This is a genomic window from Streptomyces xanthii, from assembly GCF_014621695.1.
GTDB lineage: Bacteria > Actinomycetota > Actinomycetes > Streptomycetales > Streptomycetaceae > Streptomyces > Streptomyces xanthii.
Genome location: NZ_CP061281.1, coordinates 341,882 through 356,449, shown reverse-complemented (window position 1 = coordinate 356,449; position 14,568 = coordinate 341,882). Strand labels below are relative to the sequence as shown.

General features: G+C 74.5%; 16 protein-coding genes. 13 read left to right on the top strand and 3 right to left on the bottom strand.

The window, feature by feature from the left end; genetic code table 11:
- Nucleotides 1-120 precede the first annotated feature (120 nt).
- The 4 genes from IAG42_RS01710 (at nucleotide 121) to IAG42_RS01695 (ending at nucleotide 3,960) form a co-directional block, all read left to right on the top strand.
- Nucleotides 121-1,446 carry an alpha/beta fold hydrolase gene (locus tag IAG42_RS01710; protein WP_188335209.1) on the top strand — a complete coding sequence of 442 codons (1,326 nt, stop codon included), beginning with the start codon at nucleotides 121-123 and terminating at the stop codon, nucleotides 1,444-1,446.
- Nucleotides 1,447-1,537: 91 nt separating this feature from the next.
- On the top strand, nucleotides 1,538-1,957 hold the full coding sequence (locus IAG42_RS01705; RefSeq protein WP_188335208.1) for a RidA family protein: 420 nt from the start codon (nucleotides 1,538-1,540) through the stop codon (nucleotides 1,955-1,957).
- 84 nt (nucleotides 1,958-2,041) lie between these two features.
- Nucleotides 2,042-3,064, top strand: a complete 1,023-nt coding sequence (locus IAG42_RS01700; RefSeq protein ID WP_188335207.1) for an SPFH domain-containing protein — start codon at nucleotides 2,042-2,044, stop codon at nucleotides 3,062-3,064.
- Complete coding sequence (locus IAG42_RS01695) at nucleotides 3,061-3,960, top strand: NAD(+)/NADH kinase (protein ID WP_188335206.1); 900 nt, start codon at nucleotides 3,061-3,063, stop codon at nucleotides 3,958-3,960. Before IAG42_RS01700 ends, IAG42_RS01695 begins: the two co-directional genes overlap by 4 nt.
- 7 nt (nucleotides 3,961-3,967) lie before the next feature.
- On the opposite strand, the gene IAG42_RS01690 is transcribed toward IAG42_RS01695, so the two are convergent.
- Nucleotides 3,968-4,459 carry an HPP family protein gene (locus IAG42_RS01690; protein WP_188335205.1) on the bottom strand — a complete coding sequence of 164 codons (492 nt, stop codon included), beginning with the start codon at nucleotides 4,457-4,459 and terminating at the stop codon, nucleotides 3,968-3,970.
- A 222-nt stretch (nucleotides 4,460-4,681) separates the two neighbouring features.
- Here IAG42_RS01690 and IAG42_RS01685 point away from each other — a divergent pair, with 222 nt between their 5' ends.
- From IAG42_RS01685 to IAG42_RS01675, 3 genes are read left to right on the top strand one after another with little or no spacing between them, the layout of a single operon-like run.
- The gene (locus IAG42_RS01685; protein ID WP_394811271.1) at nucleotides 4,682-5,488 is read left to right on the top strand and encodes an ABC transporter ATP-binding protein; all 807 of its coding nucleotides are present in this window, start codon (nucleotides 4,682-4,684) and stop codon (nucleotides 5,486-5,488) included.
- Nucleotides 5,485-6,465 carry an ABC transporter substrate-binding protein gene (locus IAG42_RS01680; RefSeq protein ID WP_188335203.1) on the top strand — a complete coding sequence of 327 codons (981 nt, stop codon included), beginning with the start codon at nucleotides 5,485-5,487 and terminating at the stop codon, nucleotides 6,463-6,465. Before IAG42_RS01685 ends, IAG42_RS01680 begins: the two co-directional genes overlap by 4 nt.
- Nucleotides 6,466-6,469: 4 nt before the next feature.
- Nucleotides 6,470-8,542, top strand: a complete 2,073-nt coding sequence (locus IAG42_RS01675) for an iron ABC transporter permease (protein ID WP_188335202.1) — start codon at nucleotides 6,470-6,472, stop codon at nucleotides 8,540-8,542.
- Nucleotides 8,543-8,697: 155 nt separating this feature from the next.
- Here IAG42_RS01675 and IAG42_RS01670 read toward each other — a convergent pair whose 3' ends face one another.
- Complete coding sequence (locus IAG42_RS01670; RefSeq protein ID WP_317453291.1) at nucleotides 8,698-9,168, bottom strand: peroxiredoxin; 471 nt, start codon at nucleotides 9,166-9,168, stop codon at nucleotides 8,698-8,700.
- 200 nt (nucleotides 9,169-9,368) lie between these two features.
- Here IAG42_RS01670 and IAG42_RS01665 point away from each other — a divergent pair, with 200 nt between their 5' ends.
- The 5 genes from IAG42_RS01665 to IAG42_RS01645 all read left to right on the top strand — a co-directional run bounded on the left by IAG42_RS01665 (nucleotide 9,369) and on the right by IAG42_RS01645 (nucleotide 13,324).
- Complete coding sequence (locus tag IAG42_RS01665) at nucleotides 9,369-10,217, top strand: isocitrate lyase/PEP mutase family protein (RefSeq protein WP_223205808.1); 849 nt, start codon at nucleotides 9,369-9,371, stop codon at nucleotides 10,215-10,217.
- 65 nt (nucleotides 10,218-10,282) lie between these two features.
- Nucleotides 10,283-10,693: a hypothetical protein gene (locus tag IAG42_RS01660; protein ID WP_188335200.1), complete on the top strand. Its 411-nt coding sequence runs from the start codon at nucleotides 10,283-10,285 to the stop codon at nucleotides 10,691-10,693.
- A 76-nt stretch (nucleotides 10,694-10,769) separates the two neighbouring features.
- Nucleotides 10,770-11,195, top strand: a complete 426-nt coding sequence (locus IAG42_RS01655) for a GNAT family N-acetyltransferase (RefSeq protein ID WP_188335199.1) — start codon at nucleotides 10,770-10,772, stop codon at nucleotides 11,193-11,195.
- An 85-nt stretch (nucleotides 11,196-11,280) separates the two neighbouring features.
- A complete protein-coding gene (locus IAG42_RS01650; protein ID WP_223205807.1) occupies nucleotides 11,281-12,888 on the top strand; it encodes a phosphodiester glycosidase family protein in 1,608 nt (535 codons plus the stop codon).
- A gap of 151 nt (nucleotides 12,889-13,039) precedes the next feature.
- A complete protein-coding gene (locus IAG42_RS01645; RefSeq protein ID WP_188335198.1) occupies nucleotides 13,040-13,324 on the top strand; it encodes a hypothetical protein in 285 nt (94 codons plus the stop codon).
- Here the strand turns inward: IAG42_RS01645 and IAG42_RS01640 are convergent.
- Entirely contained in the window at nucleotides 13,245-13,718 is a 474-nt protein-coding gene (locus IAG42_RS01640) for a 5-carboxymethyl-2-hydroxymuconate Delta-isomerase (protein ID WP_188335197.1), read from the bottom strand. The genes IAG42_RS01645 and IAG42_RS01640 overlap by 80 nt on opposite strands.
- 136 nt (nucleotides 13,719-13,854) lie before the next feature.
- On the opposite strand from IAG42_RS01640, the gene IAG42_RS01635 reads away from it, so the two are divergent.
- Nucleotides 13,855-14,490: a hypothetical protein gene (locus tag IAG42_RS01635; protein ID WP_188335196.1), complete on the top strand. Its 636-nt coding sequence runs from the start codon at nucleotides 13,855-13,857 to the stop codon at nucleotides 14,488-14,490.
- Nucleotides 14,491-14,568: the final 78 nt, after the last annotated feature.

The window sequence follows — 14,568 nt, the reverse complement described above, 5'->3', positions numbered from 1 at the left end:
CCGCTACCGGCGGTAACCCCTGGGTCGATAGCGTCCGGCGACGCGTGGGGAGCCTGTGTCACCGGCTTCCCGCGCCCTGTCGGCCTGCCCGCCTTCCGGCCCGTACCCAGGAGGTCCGCCATGCCCGCCCCCACCCGTCTGCTGGCCGCGGCCGTCACCGCCGCCGCCTGCCTCGGCGCCCAGGCCCTGCCCGCCGCGGCCGCGACCGGCACCGCCGGGGAGGTCTCGCGCGGGGTCCCGATCCCCGCGTTCTACGACCCGCCCGCCGAACTCCCGGCCGCCGACGGCGCCGTGATCCGCACCGAGCCGCTGCCGCTCGCCCTCAGCCTGCCGACCCTCCACGGCCCGCTGCCCGGGACCGCGACCCGGCTCATGTACAAGACCACCGACGCCTCCGGGAAGCCCGCCGCGGTCACCGGCGCCTACATCGAGCCCACCGCCCGCCGGCGCGGCACCGGCCCCCGCCCGCTCGTCGCGCTCGCCCCCGGAACCATGGGCCAGGGCGACCAGTGCGCGGCCTCGATGGGCCTGGAGCACCCGCTGCGGCTCAACGGGCAGACCGTGTCCGTCGGTTACGAGGACCTCGCGATCTACCGGCTGCTCGCCAAGGGCGTGGCTGTCGTCGTCACCGACTACATCGGCCTGGGCGCCACCGACCGGCTGCACACCTATGTCAACCGGCTCGACGAGGCGCACGCCGTGCTGGACGCCGTGCGCGCCGCCCGCTCCCTGAAGCAGGCCACCGTCACCGGGGACTCGCCCGTGGGCCTGTTCGGCTACAGCCAGGGCGGCGGCGCGACCGCGGCCGCCGCCGAACTCCAGCCCGCGTACGCCCCGGACGTCCGCCTCGCCGGCACCTACGCGGGCGCCCCGCCCGCCGACCTCACCGAGACGACGAAGGCCATCGACGGCACCGACCTCGTCGGCGCGCTCGGCTGGTCGCTCAACGGCTTCCTCCAGTCCGATCCGGAACTGCGGCCGATCGCCGAGGCCCACCTCGGCGCCAAGGGCGCGGCCGCCCTGAAGGACCTGGCGACCATGTGTGTCGGCGACGCGATCTTCTCCTACTCGTCGCAGCGCAGCTCCTCGTGGACGAACGACGGGAAGTCCCTGGCGCAGATCATCGAGGCCGAACCGCGGCTCCAGGCCTTCCTGGCCGAGCAGCGCATCGGCAGGCTGCGGCCCGCGAGCCCGGTGCGGGTCGCGACCGGGGTGAGCGACGATCTGGTCCCGCACGGTCAGGCGCGGCAGTTGGCCGTCGACTGGTGCGGGCGCGGTGCCCAGGTCACGTACAAGCCGGTGGTGCTGCCGGACGTCGGCCGGGCGCTGATCAACCACTTCGCACCGCTCCTGACCGACCAGGGTCCCGCGGTCGACTGGCTCACCGACCGGCTCGCCGGAAAGCCGGCTGCGACGAACTGCTCGACGCTGGCCTGGAAGCCCTGACGCCCGGAAAATCGGCGGAGTTTGGGGCGGGTGCTGTGTCAGCATGACCGGGTTTGCCGCCCCGTTCCGCCGATCGAAGGGACCTGCCGTCGTGGCCCGTTCCGTCACACTCATCCGTTCCGACGCCCTGTCGGACGTCGCCGAGTACGCCTACGCAGCGACGGCTCCGGCCGAGGCGCGGCTCGTGTTCCTCGCCGGGTCCTGCCCGCTGGACGACGACGGCGCGACCGTGTCCGTCGGTGACTACGCGGGCCAGGCGGCGCGCTGCGTCGCGAACCTGCGGACCGCGCTCGCCGCCGCGGACGCGACCTTGGAGGACGTCATCAGCACCCGTGTCCTGGTCGCCACGACCCGTCAGGAGGACCTCGTCACCGCGTGGCAGGTCGTACGGGACGCCTTCGGCGCGCACGACGTGCCCAGCACGCTGATGGGCGTCACGGTGCTGGGCTACCACGACCAGTTGGTGGAGGTGGAGGCCGTCGCGGCCGTCGTCGACGGCGCCCGGGACTGACCCCGCTCTCCTTTTTGGTCGCCTTGACGAAAAAGACTCCCCGATTTAGAGTCATGCTGACTCGAACGAGGGGAGCCTTTCGTCATGGCCGACATCACCAAGCGCTTCGGCTGGCGCCATCTGCGGGGCACGCCGACCGCCCACATCCGTCACCACCGCGGTGGCCGGCTCGCGCACGACGGCGCGGGCGTGAGCTTCTGGTTCCGCCCGCTCGTCGCCGCACTCTCCGAAGTGCCGGTCGACGACCGGGAGCTGGCGATGACCTTCCACGGCCGCACCGCCGACTTCCAGGACATCGCCGTCCAGGCCACGCTCACCTACCGGATCGCCGACCCGGCCGTCGCCGCCGAGCACCTCGACTTCTCCGTCGACCCGGACACCGGTGTCTGGCGCGGCGCCCCGCTGGAGCAGCTCTCCACCCTCCTGACCGAGACCGCTCAGCAGCACGCGCTCGACGTCCTCGCGCGCACCCCGCTGGAGTCCGCCATGACCGACGGCGTCACGGCCGTACGGGAGCGGGTCGCCGCCGGACTCGCCGCCGAGCCCCGGCTGCCCGCCTCCGGCATCGAGGTGGTCTCCGTCCGCGTGATGGCGCTGCGCCCCGAGCCCGAGGTCGAGCGCGCGCTGCGCACCCCGGCCCGGGAGCGGATCCAGCAGGAGGCCGACCGGGCCACGTACGAACGCCGCGCCGTGGCCGTCGAGCGCGAGCGGACCATCGCCGAGAACGAACTGGCGAGCCGGATCGAACTCGCGCGCAGGGAGGAGCAGTTGGTCGAGCAGCGTGGCACCAACGCCCGCCGCGAGGCCGAGGAGCAGGCCGCCGCCGACGCCGTGCGCGCCACGGCGGAGGCCGAGCGCTCCGTCCGGCTGGCTCGCGCAGAGGCCGAGGGCGCCCGGGAGATCGGCGAGGCCCGCGCCCAGGCGCAGGCGGCCTGGCTGCGGGTGCACGCCGACACCGACGCGGCCACCCTGCACGCGCTCACCGGCACCCGGCTCGCCGAGAACCTGCCGCGCATCGACAGCCTCACCGTGTCCCCGGACGTGCTGACCGGGCTGCTGGCCAAGCTCGGCACCGGACAGGGCGCGGACGGCGGCCGGCCGGCATGAGCCTTGCCCCGCGCGCCGTCCTCGTCCACCGCACCACCGAGTACGAGGAACTGATCGCCCACCACGGCACACACGGCCAGGCCGCGTTCTTCCTGAGCAGCCGGGGGCGGGCTATCGAGGAGATCGCCGAGCGGCATCACCGGGCGCACCAGGCGCTCGCCGAGGTGGCCGCCGCCGTGCCGCTGAACTGGCGCCAGGCGCGCGTGGAACGGGCCGACCTGGACCGGTTCCTGTTCGCCCCGGAGGACGTCGTGGTGGTCGTCGGCCAGGACGGGCTCGTCGCCAACGCGGCGAAGTACGTGGCCGGGCGGCCCGTGGTCGGCGTGGACGCCGAACCGGGCCGCAATCCGGGCGTACTGGTCCGGCACCGTCCCGCCGACGTGTCCCGGCTGCTGCCCGCCGCGCTCGCGCCCGGCGCCGCGGTGGACGAACTGACCATGGTCGAGGCCGTCACGGACGACGGCCAGCGCCTGGTCGCGCTCAACGAGATCTACGTGGGCTCCGCCGGTCATCAGACCGCCCGCTACCGCCTGGGCCTCGAGGGCGACGGGGGTGTCGTCGAGGCCCAGGCCTCCTCCGGTGTGCTGGTCGGCACCGGCACGGGGGCCACGGGCTGGATCCGCTCGGTGTGGCAGGAGCGCGGCGGCGGCCTCGCGCTGCCGGCGCCGACCGACGACCGCCTCCTGTGGTACGTCCGTGAGGCCTGGCCCTCGCCGGCTACCGGCACGAGCCTGAGCGGGGGTGAACTGCGGGCCGCCGCCCGGCTGAGCCTGACCGTCGAGTCCGAGCGGCTCATCGCTTTCGGCGACGGCGTGGAGAGCGACGCACTCGGCCTCACCTGGGGTCAGACGGTCCGGGTGGGCCGGTGCGCGGACCGGCTCAGGCTGCTGGGCTGACCACGGTTCACCAGGTCAGCGGGTAGCGCACCGGGTGCGCTCCGATGCGGCCCGGGAGCAGGCCGATCGCGACGAGCAGAGCGGTGCCGAGCGCCAGCAGGGGGAGGAAGGGCAGCGGGTGCGGCGCCTGGAGCACCACGATCACCGTGGTCGCCACGGCGGGGGAGTGCGAGGTGTGGGTGAGCATCATCGCGCCGAGCGAGAGGCCCGCGGCGACCGCGGCCGCCCAGCCGTTGCTCCCCATCACGGCGAGTGTCCCGAAGCCTATGGCGGCGGAGAGCAGCTGGCCGCAGATGATGTTGCGCGGCTGCGAGATCGGCAGACCCGGCGCGCCGTGCACCAGCGCGGCGCTCGCCGCCAGTGGCGGGATCAGCAGCGGCTGGTGGAGCAGGACCCCGACCCCGACGAGCACGAGCAGGGCGCCGATCGCGAAGGCGGTGGTCCGCAGCACGTGCAGCGGGTGCGGTCGAGGCGCGGCGGGCAGGGGCGGCGTGGGCATGCGGGACTCCGGTCGGACGGCTGGGGTCCCGCGATCATAAACAAAACGTTGAATGAGGGTTCAAGTATCCACATAGTGATCACCCTCCCCTGGTCGCCGCCTCCGGCCGGCACCCCCCATTCCGCGGCAAAGTAAGGTTAGGCTAACCTGCGTTGCGTGAGATCTGGTGAACGCGCAGGCAGCGCCCCACGTCCGCGCGGTCACGAACTGTCGGCCGCGCACATGACCGTGTCGTACGACGGCGTCGACGTCGTCCACGACGCGGAACTCGTCCTCCGCCCCGGCGAGGTGACCGCCCTCGTCGGGCCCAACGGCAGCGGCAAGTCGACACTGCTGCGCGCCGTCGCCCGGCTGCAGCACGCCCGGCAGGGCACGCTGACCCTCGACGCCGGCACCACGGACGCCGCGGACGGCTTCGACCTCACGTCCCGCCAGTTCGCCCGCCGCGTGGCACTGCTGACCCAGTCCCGGCCCACACCGGGCGGACTGACCGTGCGGGACGTCGTCGAGTTCGGCCGCTACCCGTACCGCGGCCGCTGGGGCCGGTCCGACCCCGACGGGACCGCCGTCGTCGACCGGGTGCTCGCCCTGACCGGAGTCGACACCCTCGCCGCACGCGGCGTCGACCAGCTCTCCGGCGGCCAGCTCCAGCGCGTCTGGCTCGCGAGCTGCCTCGCCCAGGAGACCGGCGTCCTGCTCCTCGACGAGCCGACCACCTACCTCGACCTGCGCTACCAGGTCGAACTCCTCGACCTCGTGCGCGACCTGGCCGACGACGCGGGCATCGCCGTCGGCGTCGTCCTGCACGACCTCGACCAGGCCGCCGCCGTCGCCGACCGCATCGCCCTGCTGCACGCCGGGCGCGTCGTCGCCGAGGGCGACCCCGCCGACGTGCTGCGGCCCGCACTGCTCACCGAGACGTACGGCATCCGCATCGACGTCGACACCGACCCCCTGACCGGCCGGCTGCGCACGCGCGCCGTCGGCCGGCACCACAGCAGAAGCGAAAGGCTCTCCACCTCCTCATGAAGCGCACCCTCGTCACCGCGGCCGCCGCCACGGCCGCGGCCCTCGTCCTGTCCGCCTGCGGCTCCTCCGAGCCCGCGAAGGACTCCGCCGACGCCAAGGCGCGGAAGATCACGCTCACCGACGCCACCGGTGCGAAGGTCACCCTCGACCGCCCCGCCACCAAGGTCGTCGGCACGGAGTGGAACGTCGTCGAGTCGCTCGTCACCCTCGGCGTCGACCCCGTCGGCGTCGCCGACGTCAAGGGCTACACGACCTGGGACAAGGCCGCCCCGCTCACCGACCGGCCGAAGGACATCGGCACCCGCGGCGAGCCCAGCATGGACACCCTCGCCGGACTCACCCCCGACCTCATCGTCACCACCACCGACCTGTCGGCGTCCGCCGTCAAGCAGATGAAGAAGATCGCCCCGGTCCTCCAGCTCCGCCCGGCCGACGCCACCCGCCCCGTCGAGCAGATGATGGACAACCTCGACGCCATCGCGCGGGCCACCGGCACCGTGGACGAGGCGAAGACCGTCAGGAAGTCCTACGAGGCCAAGGTCGCCGAAGGGAAGAAGGCCCTCGCCGACGCCGGCGAGGACGGCTCCCCGATCGCCTTCGCCGACGGCTACGCCGCCTCCCAGCAGGTCTCCGTCCGCGCCTTCACCAGAGGCTCCCTCATCGGCGCCGTCAACGAGGACCTCGGCCTGAAGAACGCCTGGAAGCAGAAGGGCGACAAGGACTACGGCCTCGCCACCACCGACGTCGAGGGCCTCACCGGACTCGGCGACGACGTGCGCTTCGCCTACATCGGCAACAAGGCCGACAAGAGCGCCAACGTGTTCACCGGCGAACTCGCCGGCAACTCCGTCTGGAAGTCGCTGCCCTTCGTGAAGGCCGGCGAGGTGCACCGGCTCGACGACGGCATCTGGATGTTCGGCGGACCCAAGTCCATGGAGCGGTACGTCGACGGCGTCGTCGCCGCCCTCACGAAGTAGCCCCGTGGCCGTCACCGCACCTCCCGCCCCCACCGCCGCGCCCCCGCGTCCTGCCGCGTCCCCGACGGGCGCGGTCGCGGTGACGGCCGGACTCGTCCTCCTCGTCGCGGCCCTCGCCGTCGTCGACATCACGCAAGGCACCGCGTCCGTCGGCCCGGCCCAGGTCTGGCACGCCCTCACCGGCCGCGCCGAGGAGGGCGACGCATCCGTCGTCGTCGCCTCCCGGCTGCCACGCGCCGCCGCCGGGATCCTCGTCGGCCTCGCCCTCGGCGCGGCCGGCGCCGCCCTCCAGGCAGTCAGCCGCAACGTCCTCGCCGCCCCCGACACCCTTGCCGTGAACGCCGGTTCCTACCTGGCCGTCGGCCTCGTCACCGTCACCGGCGTCAGTCTGCCGCTGCTCGCCTCGTCCGGCGCCGCCTTCGCCGGCGGACTCGCCGCGGCCGCCGTCGTGCTCGGCCTCGCCGGACGCGGCACCGGCAGCGTGCGCCTCGTCCTCGCCGGCAGCGCCCTCATGCTCGGCCTCAACGCCCTCACCGAGACCCTCCAACTCCTCTTCCCCGAAGAGACCGACGGCCTCTACCGGTGGGGCCAGGGCAGCATCGCCCAGAACGGCTTCGACGGCGTCGCCGCCATGGCACCCGTCGTCCTCGCCGGAGTCCTCGGACTCCTGTTCCTCGCCCGCCGCATCGACGGCCTCGCCCTCGGCGACGACGCCGCGCGCGGACTCGGCATCCCCGTGCGCGCCACCCGCGCCACCGCCGTCGTCCTCGCCGCGCTGCTCTCCGCCGCCGCCGTCACCCTGGCCGGACCCATCGGCTTCGTCGGGCTGTGCGCCCCCGCACTCGCCCGGCTGCTCTCCCGCCGGATCCGCCCGCTCGTCAGGCACCGGTACCGCGTACCCGTCGCCGGGCTGACGGGCGCCGCGCTCGTCCTCGGCTCCGACGTGGCCCTGCGCGCCGTGACCGCCGCGGAGACCGCCGTCACCGTCCCGACCGGCGTCGTCACCAGCCTCGTCGGCGCCGTCTTCCTCGTCGTCATGGCCCTGCGCGCACGCGACGGGGACGCCGCGGCCGTCCCGGACCGGCTCCGCATCCCGAGCCGGGCCGCGTTCACCGTCACCCTCCTGGTGATCACGGCCGTGCTGGTCGGCGTGACGATCGCCGGTGTGCTGATCGGTGACAGCACCCTGCTGCTCGGCGACGTGGCCAACTGGGCGCGCGGCCGGTCCGGTCAGGCCATCACCTTCGTCCTCGACACCCGGGTGCCCCGGGTCCTCGCCGCCCTGTGTGCGGGCGCGGCGCTCGCCCTGTCCGGCACCCTCGTGCAGTCCGTGACCCGCAACCCGCTCGCCGAACCCGGCGTCCTCGGCGTCTCCGGCGGCGCCGCGCTCGGCGCCGTACTGCTCGTCACCACGGCGCCCGGCGCGGGCTCCTGGACCATCGCCGCCGCCGCGTTCGCCGGCGCCGGGATCACCTCCGCGCTCGTCTTCGGCCTCGCGGCCCGCGGCGGCTTCCCGCAGAGCCGGCTCGTCCTCGTCGGCATCGGCGTCTCCACCGCCACGGCCGCCCTGATCAGCCTGCTCATCGTGCTCACCGACCGCTTCAGCGCGACCAAGGCACTGATCTGGCTGTCCGGTTCCACGTACGGCCGCACCGCCGGCGACGTCGCACCGGTCGCCGTCGTCCTCCTCGTCGGCGCCGCCGTCGCCCTCACCCGGCGCCGGGAACTCGACCTCGTCTCGCTCGACGAGGACACGCCCCGGCTGCTCGGCCTGGACCTCGGCCGGGGCCGGCTCGGATTCCTCGTCCTCGCCGTGCTGCTGAGCGCCACGGCCGTCGCCGCCGCCGGCACCATCGGCTTCGTCGGCCTGGTCGCCCCGCACGCGGCGCGTGCCCTCGTCGGCCGCCGCCATGTGCGCGTCGTGCCCGTCGCGATGCTGCTCGGGGCCACCCTCGTGACCTGCGCGGACCTGCTGGGCCGCACCGTCATCGCCCCGGCGCAGCTCGGCGCGGGCCTGATGACGGCGGCGATCGGCACGCCGTACTTCCTGTATCTGCTGGTGCGGAACAGGAGTTGACGCCCTCGCCTGCCCGAGGCCAGACGATTCCGGTCCGTACCGCTGCGCGGTACCTCTGCGGCTCTCCGGACCGCCAGAGCGAGGATGCCCCTCACCTCCACCCTGAAGGGTGGAGCACTGGGCAGGAGTTCGGGTAGCGGACTGACCGGAGTCCGCTAGCGGGCCGAGCGCAGGACTTCCAGCGCCCGGTCCGCGTGGGCGCTCATCCGGAACTCGCTGCGGACGACCTCCAGGACGCGGCGGTCCGTGCCGATCACGAACGTCGCCCGCTTCGTGGGGAGCGGGCCGAAGCCGCGCGCCACGCCGAACTGGCCGCGCACCACGCCCTCCGGGTCGGAGAGCAGCGGGAAGCCCAGGGTGTGGCGCCCCGCGAACTCGGCCTGCCGCTCGACCGCGTCGGAGCTGATCCCGACCGGGCGGGCGCCCGCCTCGGCGAACTCGGCCGCCAGATCACGGAAGTGGCAGGCCTCGGCCGTGCAGCCGGGGGTCAGTGCGGCGGGGTAGAAGAACAGCACGACCGGGCCGTCCGCCAGCAGCGAGGACAGCGACGTCGGCGTCCCCGTCGCGTCGGGCAGCTCGAAGTCCGGGACGACGGAGCCGACTTGGATCCGGTTGGCTGTGGGCACGGCACACTCCACGGTTCGGGTTCGGGCGCGGTTCTACGGGGTCGAGCGCGATCGTACTCGCCGGTATGGAAGGGGGACGGGGGAGGGGCCCGAAGGGTGCGGGAGCGCTTCGGCCCCCGCTTGTCCCTCGTCGCCCTCGTTTCACGTCGATGTCGGATTCCTGCCAGAACCGTGGCCCGTCCCGGTGCTTCACTCCCCGCATGACCACCACCGCGCACGACGCACTCGCCCGCCGCTTCCGTGCCCTGCACACCGCCACCCGCCCGCTCGCCCTCGCCAACGCCTGGGACGTAGCCTCCGCCCGCGTCGTCGAGGCGGCCGGCGCGCCCGCGATCGCCACCACGAGCGCCGGGGTCGCCTGGTCGCTGGGCCGCCCGGACGGGGACGCCCTGAGCCGCGAGGAGGCCCTCGGCGCGATCCGCCGCATCGCCGCCGCCGTCACCGTCCCGGTCACCGTGGACATCGAGAGCGGGTACGGAGCCGACACCACCGAGGCGGGCGAGACCGTGCGGCAGGTGCTCGAGGCCGGAGCCGTCGGCATCAACCTCGAAGACGGCACGCGCCCGCCCGCCGAACTCGCCGCACGGATCCGCGCGGCGCGGGCCGCCGCCGACGCGGAGGGCCTCGACCTGTTCGTCAACGCCCGCGTCGACACGTACCTCTTCGGGCTCGGTCCGGAGGCGGACCGGCTCGCCGACACCCTGGACCGGGCCCGGCAGTACGTGGACGCGGGCGCCGACGGCGTCTTCGTCCCCGGCGTCACCGACCTCGACGTCCTCGCCGCCCTCGCGGCGAAGATCCCGGTGCCCCTCAACGCCATGGCCGGACCGGGCGCCCCCGCCGTACCCGTACTGGGCCGGGCCGGTGTCGCCAGGGTCAGCCTCGGCGCGGGCGTCGCGCAGGCCGCGTACACGGCGGCCCACCGCGCCACGGTCGAACTGCTCGGCACCGGCGGCTACGGACCGCTCGCCGGCGCGCTCGACTTCGGCGAGCTGAACGCCCTGCTCGCGGCCGGGCCCGGCGCAGGGGCCCGTGGCGTCGAGGAGTAGCGTTCCGGCGGGGCGCCGGCCGTGCCGCGCCCTGAACGAGGCGGGTGCGCGGGAGGGAGCCGGTGATGGTGGAGTGGCGATGGATGAGCCGAGGCGCCCGGCAGGTTCCCGATCCCTGGGCGACCCCGCTGATCTGGACCGTCGCCTACGCGGGCGCGTTCGCGCTGGTCGTCCTGCTCGACGTGTGCGGGATGCTCGACCGCACGGGCATCGCACTCGTCACCGTGTCTCTGCTCGCCGCGCTGCTGGGCAGCCGGGGCCGCTTCGCCGCGGCCCCGGGCACGGCCCTGCTGTGCTGGGTCTGCCTCAACGTCCTGGGCACCGAACCCGCGGGCGAACTGTCCTGGGCCGGCCACCGGGACCCGGGGTGGATGGCCTGCCTCCTGACCGCCACGATCCTCGGCACGGCCACGGCCCGCGTCCTCCACGCCCGCGCCGCCTACCGCCGCCTCACCCCGCCGGACGTCCCGAACTGACCGCGCGGGCCCCCGGACTCGGCTCCCCCGCATCATCGCCCGGGTCGTCCGAGACGCCGTACTACGCTGCGCGTCCATGATCAGCAGCAGGGAAGACGGCTACACGCTCTCCACCGACCCGGCGCGGGTCGACCTCGACCTCGTGCACCACTGGCTCTCCACGGACGCCTTCTGGGCCCTCGGCCGCAGCCGGGAGAAGGTCGAGACGGCGGCACGGAACTCGCTGAACCTCACCGTCCACGACGCCGCCGGAGCCCAGGTCGCGTACGCCCGGGTCGTCACCGACCACGCGACCTTCGCCTGGCTCTGCGACGTCTACGTCAGCCCCGCGCACCGCGGCGTCGGCCTCGGCACCTGGCTCGCCCAGGCGGTGCGCGCCCACCTCGAACCGTGCGGTCTCACCCGCGTGCTGCTCAGCACGCGGGACGCCCACGCGGTCTACGCCCGGGCCGGGTTCGTCCCGTACCCCGATCCGGACGGCCTCATGGTCCTCACGCCGTGACGGGGGCTCAGGCGCGCACGCCTTGACGGGAGACGGCCCGGCCCCGCACCGTTTCCTGGGGCCGCGTTCCGGTTGAGGGGGAGACGTGAACAGACGACTGCTCGGTGCGTGCACGGTGATGTCGGCGCTGGCGGTGGTCGGAGGCCTGGTCGCACCCGCCGCGTCCGCGCCCCGCGCCGACGGCGAGCGGGGCCTGCCGCTCGGCGCGCCCGGCCTGACCGAGACCCGGACCACCCGGACGCTCCAGCCCGGTGTCACCCTCACCCGCATCGTGCGCGGCGCCGACGCCCCGGCCCTGCCGTGGACCGTGGAGGTCTCCATCCCCGGCGGACCCGGCTCACCCGACCCCGACGCCCCGCCCAGCGCGCTCAACGACCGTGCCAGCGCGGACCGGTTGGTGGAGGCGCTGCGCGCGGACGGCTTCGAGGCGCGCACCGAGCAGGTCGTCACCGAGGCGGTCGCCGACTACGCGGGCGGAAGCCTCGGCTGGCGGGTCCGCGTCGGGACCTTCGACGCCCGGACCGACGCCGACGCCGTACGCACCCGCCTGCGGGCCGCCGGGTACGCGGGCTCCGCCGTCTACACCGGCTGGGACGGGGACGCGGGCGACCGGGGGCCCTGGCGCGTCGACGTCCTCACCATCGACCCGCACCGTTTCCGGGGCACGTTGAAAGCCTCGTACGGACCCGACCTGGAGCAGCGGGAGACGACCAGCCGACTGGCCGCCGACGCCGGCGCCACCGCGGCCGTGAACGCGGGCTTCTTCGTGCTGGACCCGCGCGCGGGCGCACCCGGCGACCCCGCCGGCGTCGGCGTCTACGACGGACGCCTGCTGAGCGAACCGGTGCGCGGACGGCCCGGGTTCGTGTTCCGCGAGGACGCCCGGCGGGGCGAGATCAGCCGCCTGTCCTGGCAGGGCCGGGTGGCCGGCCCGCACGGTTCGCTCCCGCTCGACGGCGTCGACCGGGTCCCCGGTCTGATCCGCAACTGCGGCGGCACCGCCGACGACACTCCCACCGCGCTCCCACTGCACGACGTCACCTGCGCCGACCCGGACGAACTGATCGCGTTCACCACCGAGTTCGGCGCCCGCACCCCCGCGGGCGACGGAGCCGAGGCGGTCCTCGACGCGACGGGAAAGGTCGTCGAGGTGCGGACGCCGCGCGGCGGTCCCCTCCCGGCCGGCGGCAGCTCGGTCCAGGCGACCGGAGACCTTGTGGACGACCTGGAAGAACTGGCGACAGTGGGGCGGCGCCTCGACGTGCGCGGCGACCTGCGCGACGAGGGCGGCCGGAAGGTCACGCCCACCCCGGGCACGAGCGTGCTCAACGGTGGACCCGAACTCGTGCGGGACGGACGCCCGCACGTCACCCCCGCCGCCGACGGCATGGTCCAGCCCGGCAGTCCGAGCTTCTACTACGGATGGGTCCACAAGCGGAACCCGCGCACCCTCGCCGGGATCGACGCCGCGGGACGCACCGTCCTCGTCACCGCCGACGGCCGGTCGACCGACGCGCTCGGACTGTCGATCCCCGAGAGCGCGGCCGTGGCGCGAAGCCTCGGCCTGCGCGATGCCATGAACCTCGACGGAGGCGGCTCGACCACCATGGTCGTGGACGACGCCGTGATCAACGCACCGTCCGACGCGACCGGTGAACGCCCGGTGGGAGACGCCCTGTTGATCCTGCCCTGAGCGGGAGCACCGGCCCCGGCGCCGCCCGAGTCGTCCGACTATCCGTGGATTGCGTCCATCGTGTGAACCTCGGACGGCGCCGCAACCGCGCGGCGCCCCGAGCGCCTCTCGGCAAGGGACAGGAACGGCTCACCCCACCGAGGAGAGCGGCATGCAGACGATCACGACGCACCCCGACGACCTGCTGACGTACGACGCCCCGACGGCCGGCGACTGGCTGCTGCCCCCGCCGAACCCGGCCGACCGGCTGCCCTGCCACGTCGACCCGCGCGACCTGCGCCGCCTCGACCTGCACGCCCTGCTCACCGCGGCGGGCGTCGCCCCCTCGCCCGGCGACACCGAGGCGATCGAACGGCTCAGCGCCCTGCCCGACAGCGTGCACCACGCGCTGCGCCGCTGGCTCGGGACCTGCGGCCGCTGCGGGTCCACGACCTGAGCGCCGCCCCGGCCCGCGCCGTCAGCCGGGTCGGATACAGGCTGTACGCGGCGAGCGGCCTGACCTCCACCGAGCACACGACTCCGCAGCCGATCCCGTCCCCGCCCGCCCCTGGCCCCAGATGGGTGCGCAGCAGTTCCAGCACCTTCGCCGACAGCCGCGCGAGCGTCCCCTCGCTGCGGCCGGGCAGCAGCGCCACCTCCACGTGCGCGACCGGAGTGCCCTCGTCCTCGCTCCCCATCACGTACGTCTCCGTGGCCGCGCGGAAGAAGACCTTGCACGTCCCCTGGGAGCCCGCGGCCTCCACCACCAGCGTGTGCAGCGCGGCGGCGAAGGCGTGCCGGTCGAAGGTGCCGGCGAGCCCGGGCGAGTAGTCGACGGTGACGTGAGGCACGGCGCCTCCAGGGCAGGTGCGCGGAGCGGAAAAATAAGTTCAGAATGCAACTACAGCGTCTGTCACCTTAACCCCCTGCGCTGTCCGGGGCAGAATCGCGTCGGAGTGCAGACGACGTACAGGGAGGGCGGGACGGATGCCGGAGCGGGAGATCGCCGGGGCGCGGCAGGAACTGCGGCGCTCGGTGGAGGAGTTGGCCCGGCATCTGGAGCGGTTCGCGGCCGGGCTGGTCCCCGGTCCCGCGCCGAGCTTCAGCGGGTTCGACGAGCTGTGGACCGCCGATCCCTGGACCCCGGACGGCCGCTACCAGGTCCTGTCGGGGCGCCTTCCCCGCCCCGCCGTCGCCGGCTCCGTCGCGGAGCTGCGGGAACGGGCCGCCGCCGTCCTCGCGGCCGCCGGGTGGACGACCGGCACCGGGGAGGGGGAGCCCGAGAGCGTCCGGAAGCGGTACGAGGCGATCGTCTATGGCACCCGGGACGGGTTCGAGGTCCAGTTCCGGCTCTCGGCCCGGGCCGTGGAGTTCTACGGCCGCACCCCGGTGACCCGGCTGTACGCGTGGGAGAGCCCGGAACCCGTCGTCACCGCGGAGACCGTGGGCCCGGGGTACGAACTGTGCCCCGAGTGCGACGGGCTCGGCTGGTGCCCCACCTGCGAGGGCCGCATCGTCTTCCTGCGCAGCGGCTCCTACACCGGCTACCGCTCCGGTTGCCCGGACTGCCGCGGCGACAACGTGTGCCTCGTCTGCCGGGGGGCGGGCCGGCGGTCCTGCTGAAGTCGGGTGGTGCGCCCCGTGTCACCTGCGCGGTGGCGAGGCGGAACGCGGACGAGCCGCCGGCCCCGGACGTCGTCC

Coding starts and splice junctions, on each gene's coding strand:
- IAG42_RS01710 (WP_188335209.1), top strand. CDS start 121: ATGCCCGCCCCCACCCGTCTGCTGGCCGCGGCCGTCACCGCCGCCGCC.
- IAG42_RS01700 (WP_188335207.1), top strand. CDS start 2,042: ATGGCCGACATCACCAAGCGCTTCGGCTGGCGCCATCTGCGGGGCACG.
- IAG42_RS01695 (WP_188335206.1), top strand. CDS start 3,061: ATGAGCCTTGCCCCGCGCGCCGTCCTCGTCCACCGCACCACCGAGTAC.
- IAG42_RS01690 (WP_188335205.1), bottom strand. CDS start 4,459: ATGCCCACGCCGCCCCTGCCCGCCGCGCCTCGACCGCACCCGCTGCAC.
- IAG42_RS01685 (WP_394811271.1), top strand. CDS start 4,682: ATGACCGTGTCGTACGACGGCGTCGACGTCGTCCACGACGCGGAACTC.
- IAG42_RS01680 (WP_188335203.1), top strand. CDS start 5,485: ATGAAGCGCACCCTCGTCACCGCGGCCGCCGCCACGGCCGCGGCCCTC.
- IAG42_RS01665 (WP_223205808.1), top strand. CDS start 9,369: ATGACCACCACCGCGCACGACGCACTCGCCCGCCGCTTCCGTGCCCTG.
- IAG42_RS01660 (WP_188335200.1), top strand. CDS start 10,283: ATGGTGGAGTGGCGATGGATGAGCCGAGGCGCCCGGCAGGTTCCCGAT.
- IAG42_RS01655 (WP_188335199.1), top strand. CDS start 10,770: ATGATCAGCAGCAGGGAAGACGGCTACACGCTCTCCACCGACCCGGCG.
- IAG42_RS01645 (WP_188335198.1), top strand. CDS start 13,040: ATGCAGACGATCACGACGCACCCCGACGACCTGCTGACGTACGACGCC.
- IAG42_RS01635 (WP_188335196.1), top strand. CDS start 13,855: ATGCCGGAGCGGGAGATCGCCGGGGCGCGGCAGGAACTGCGGCGCTCG.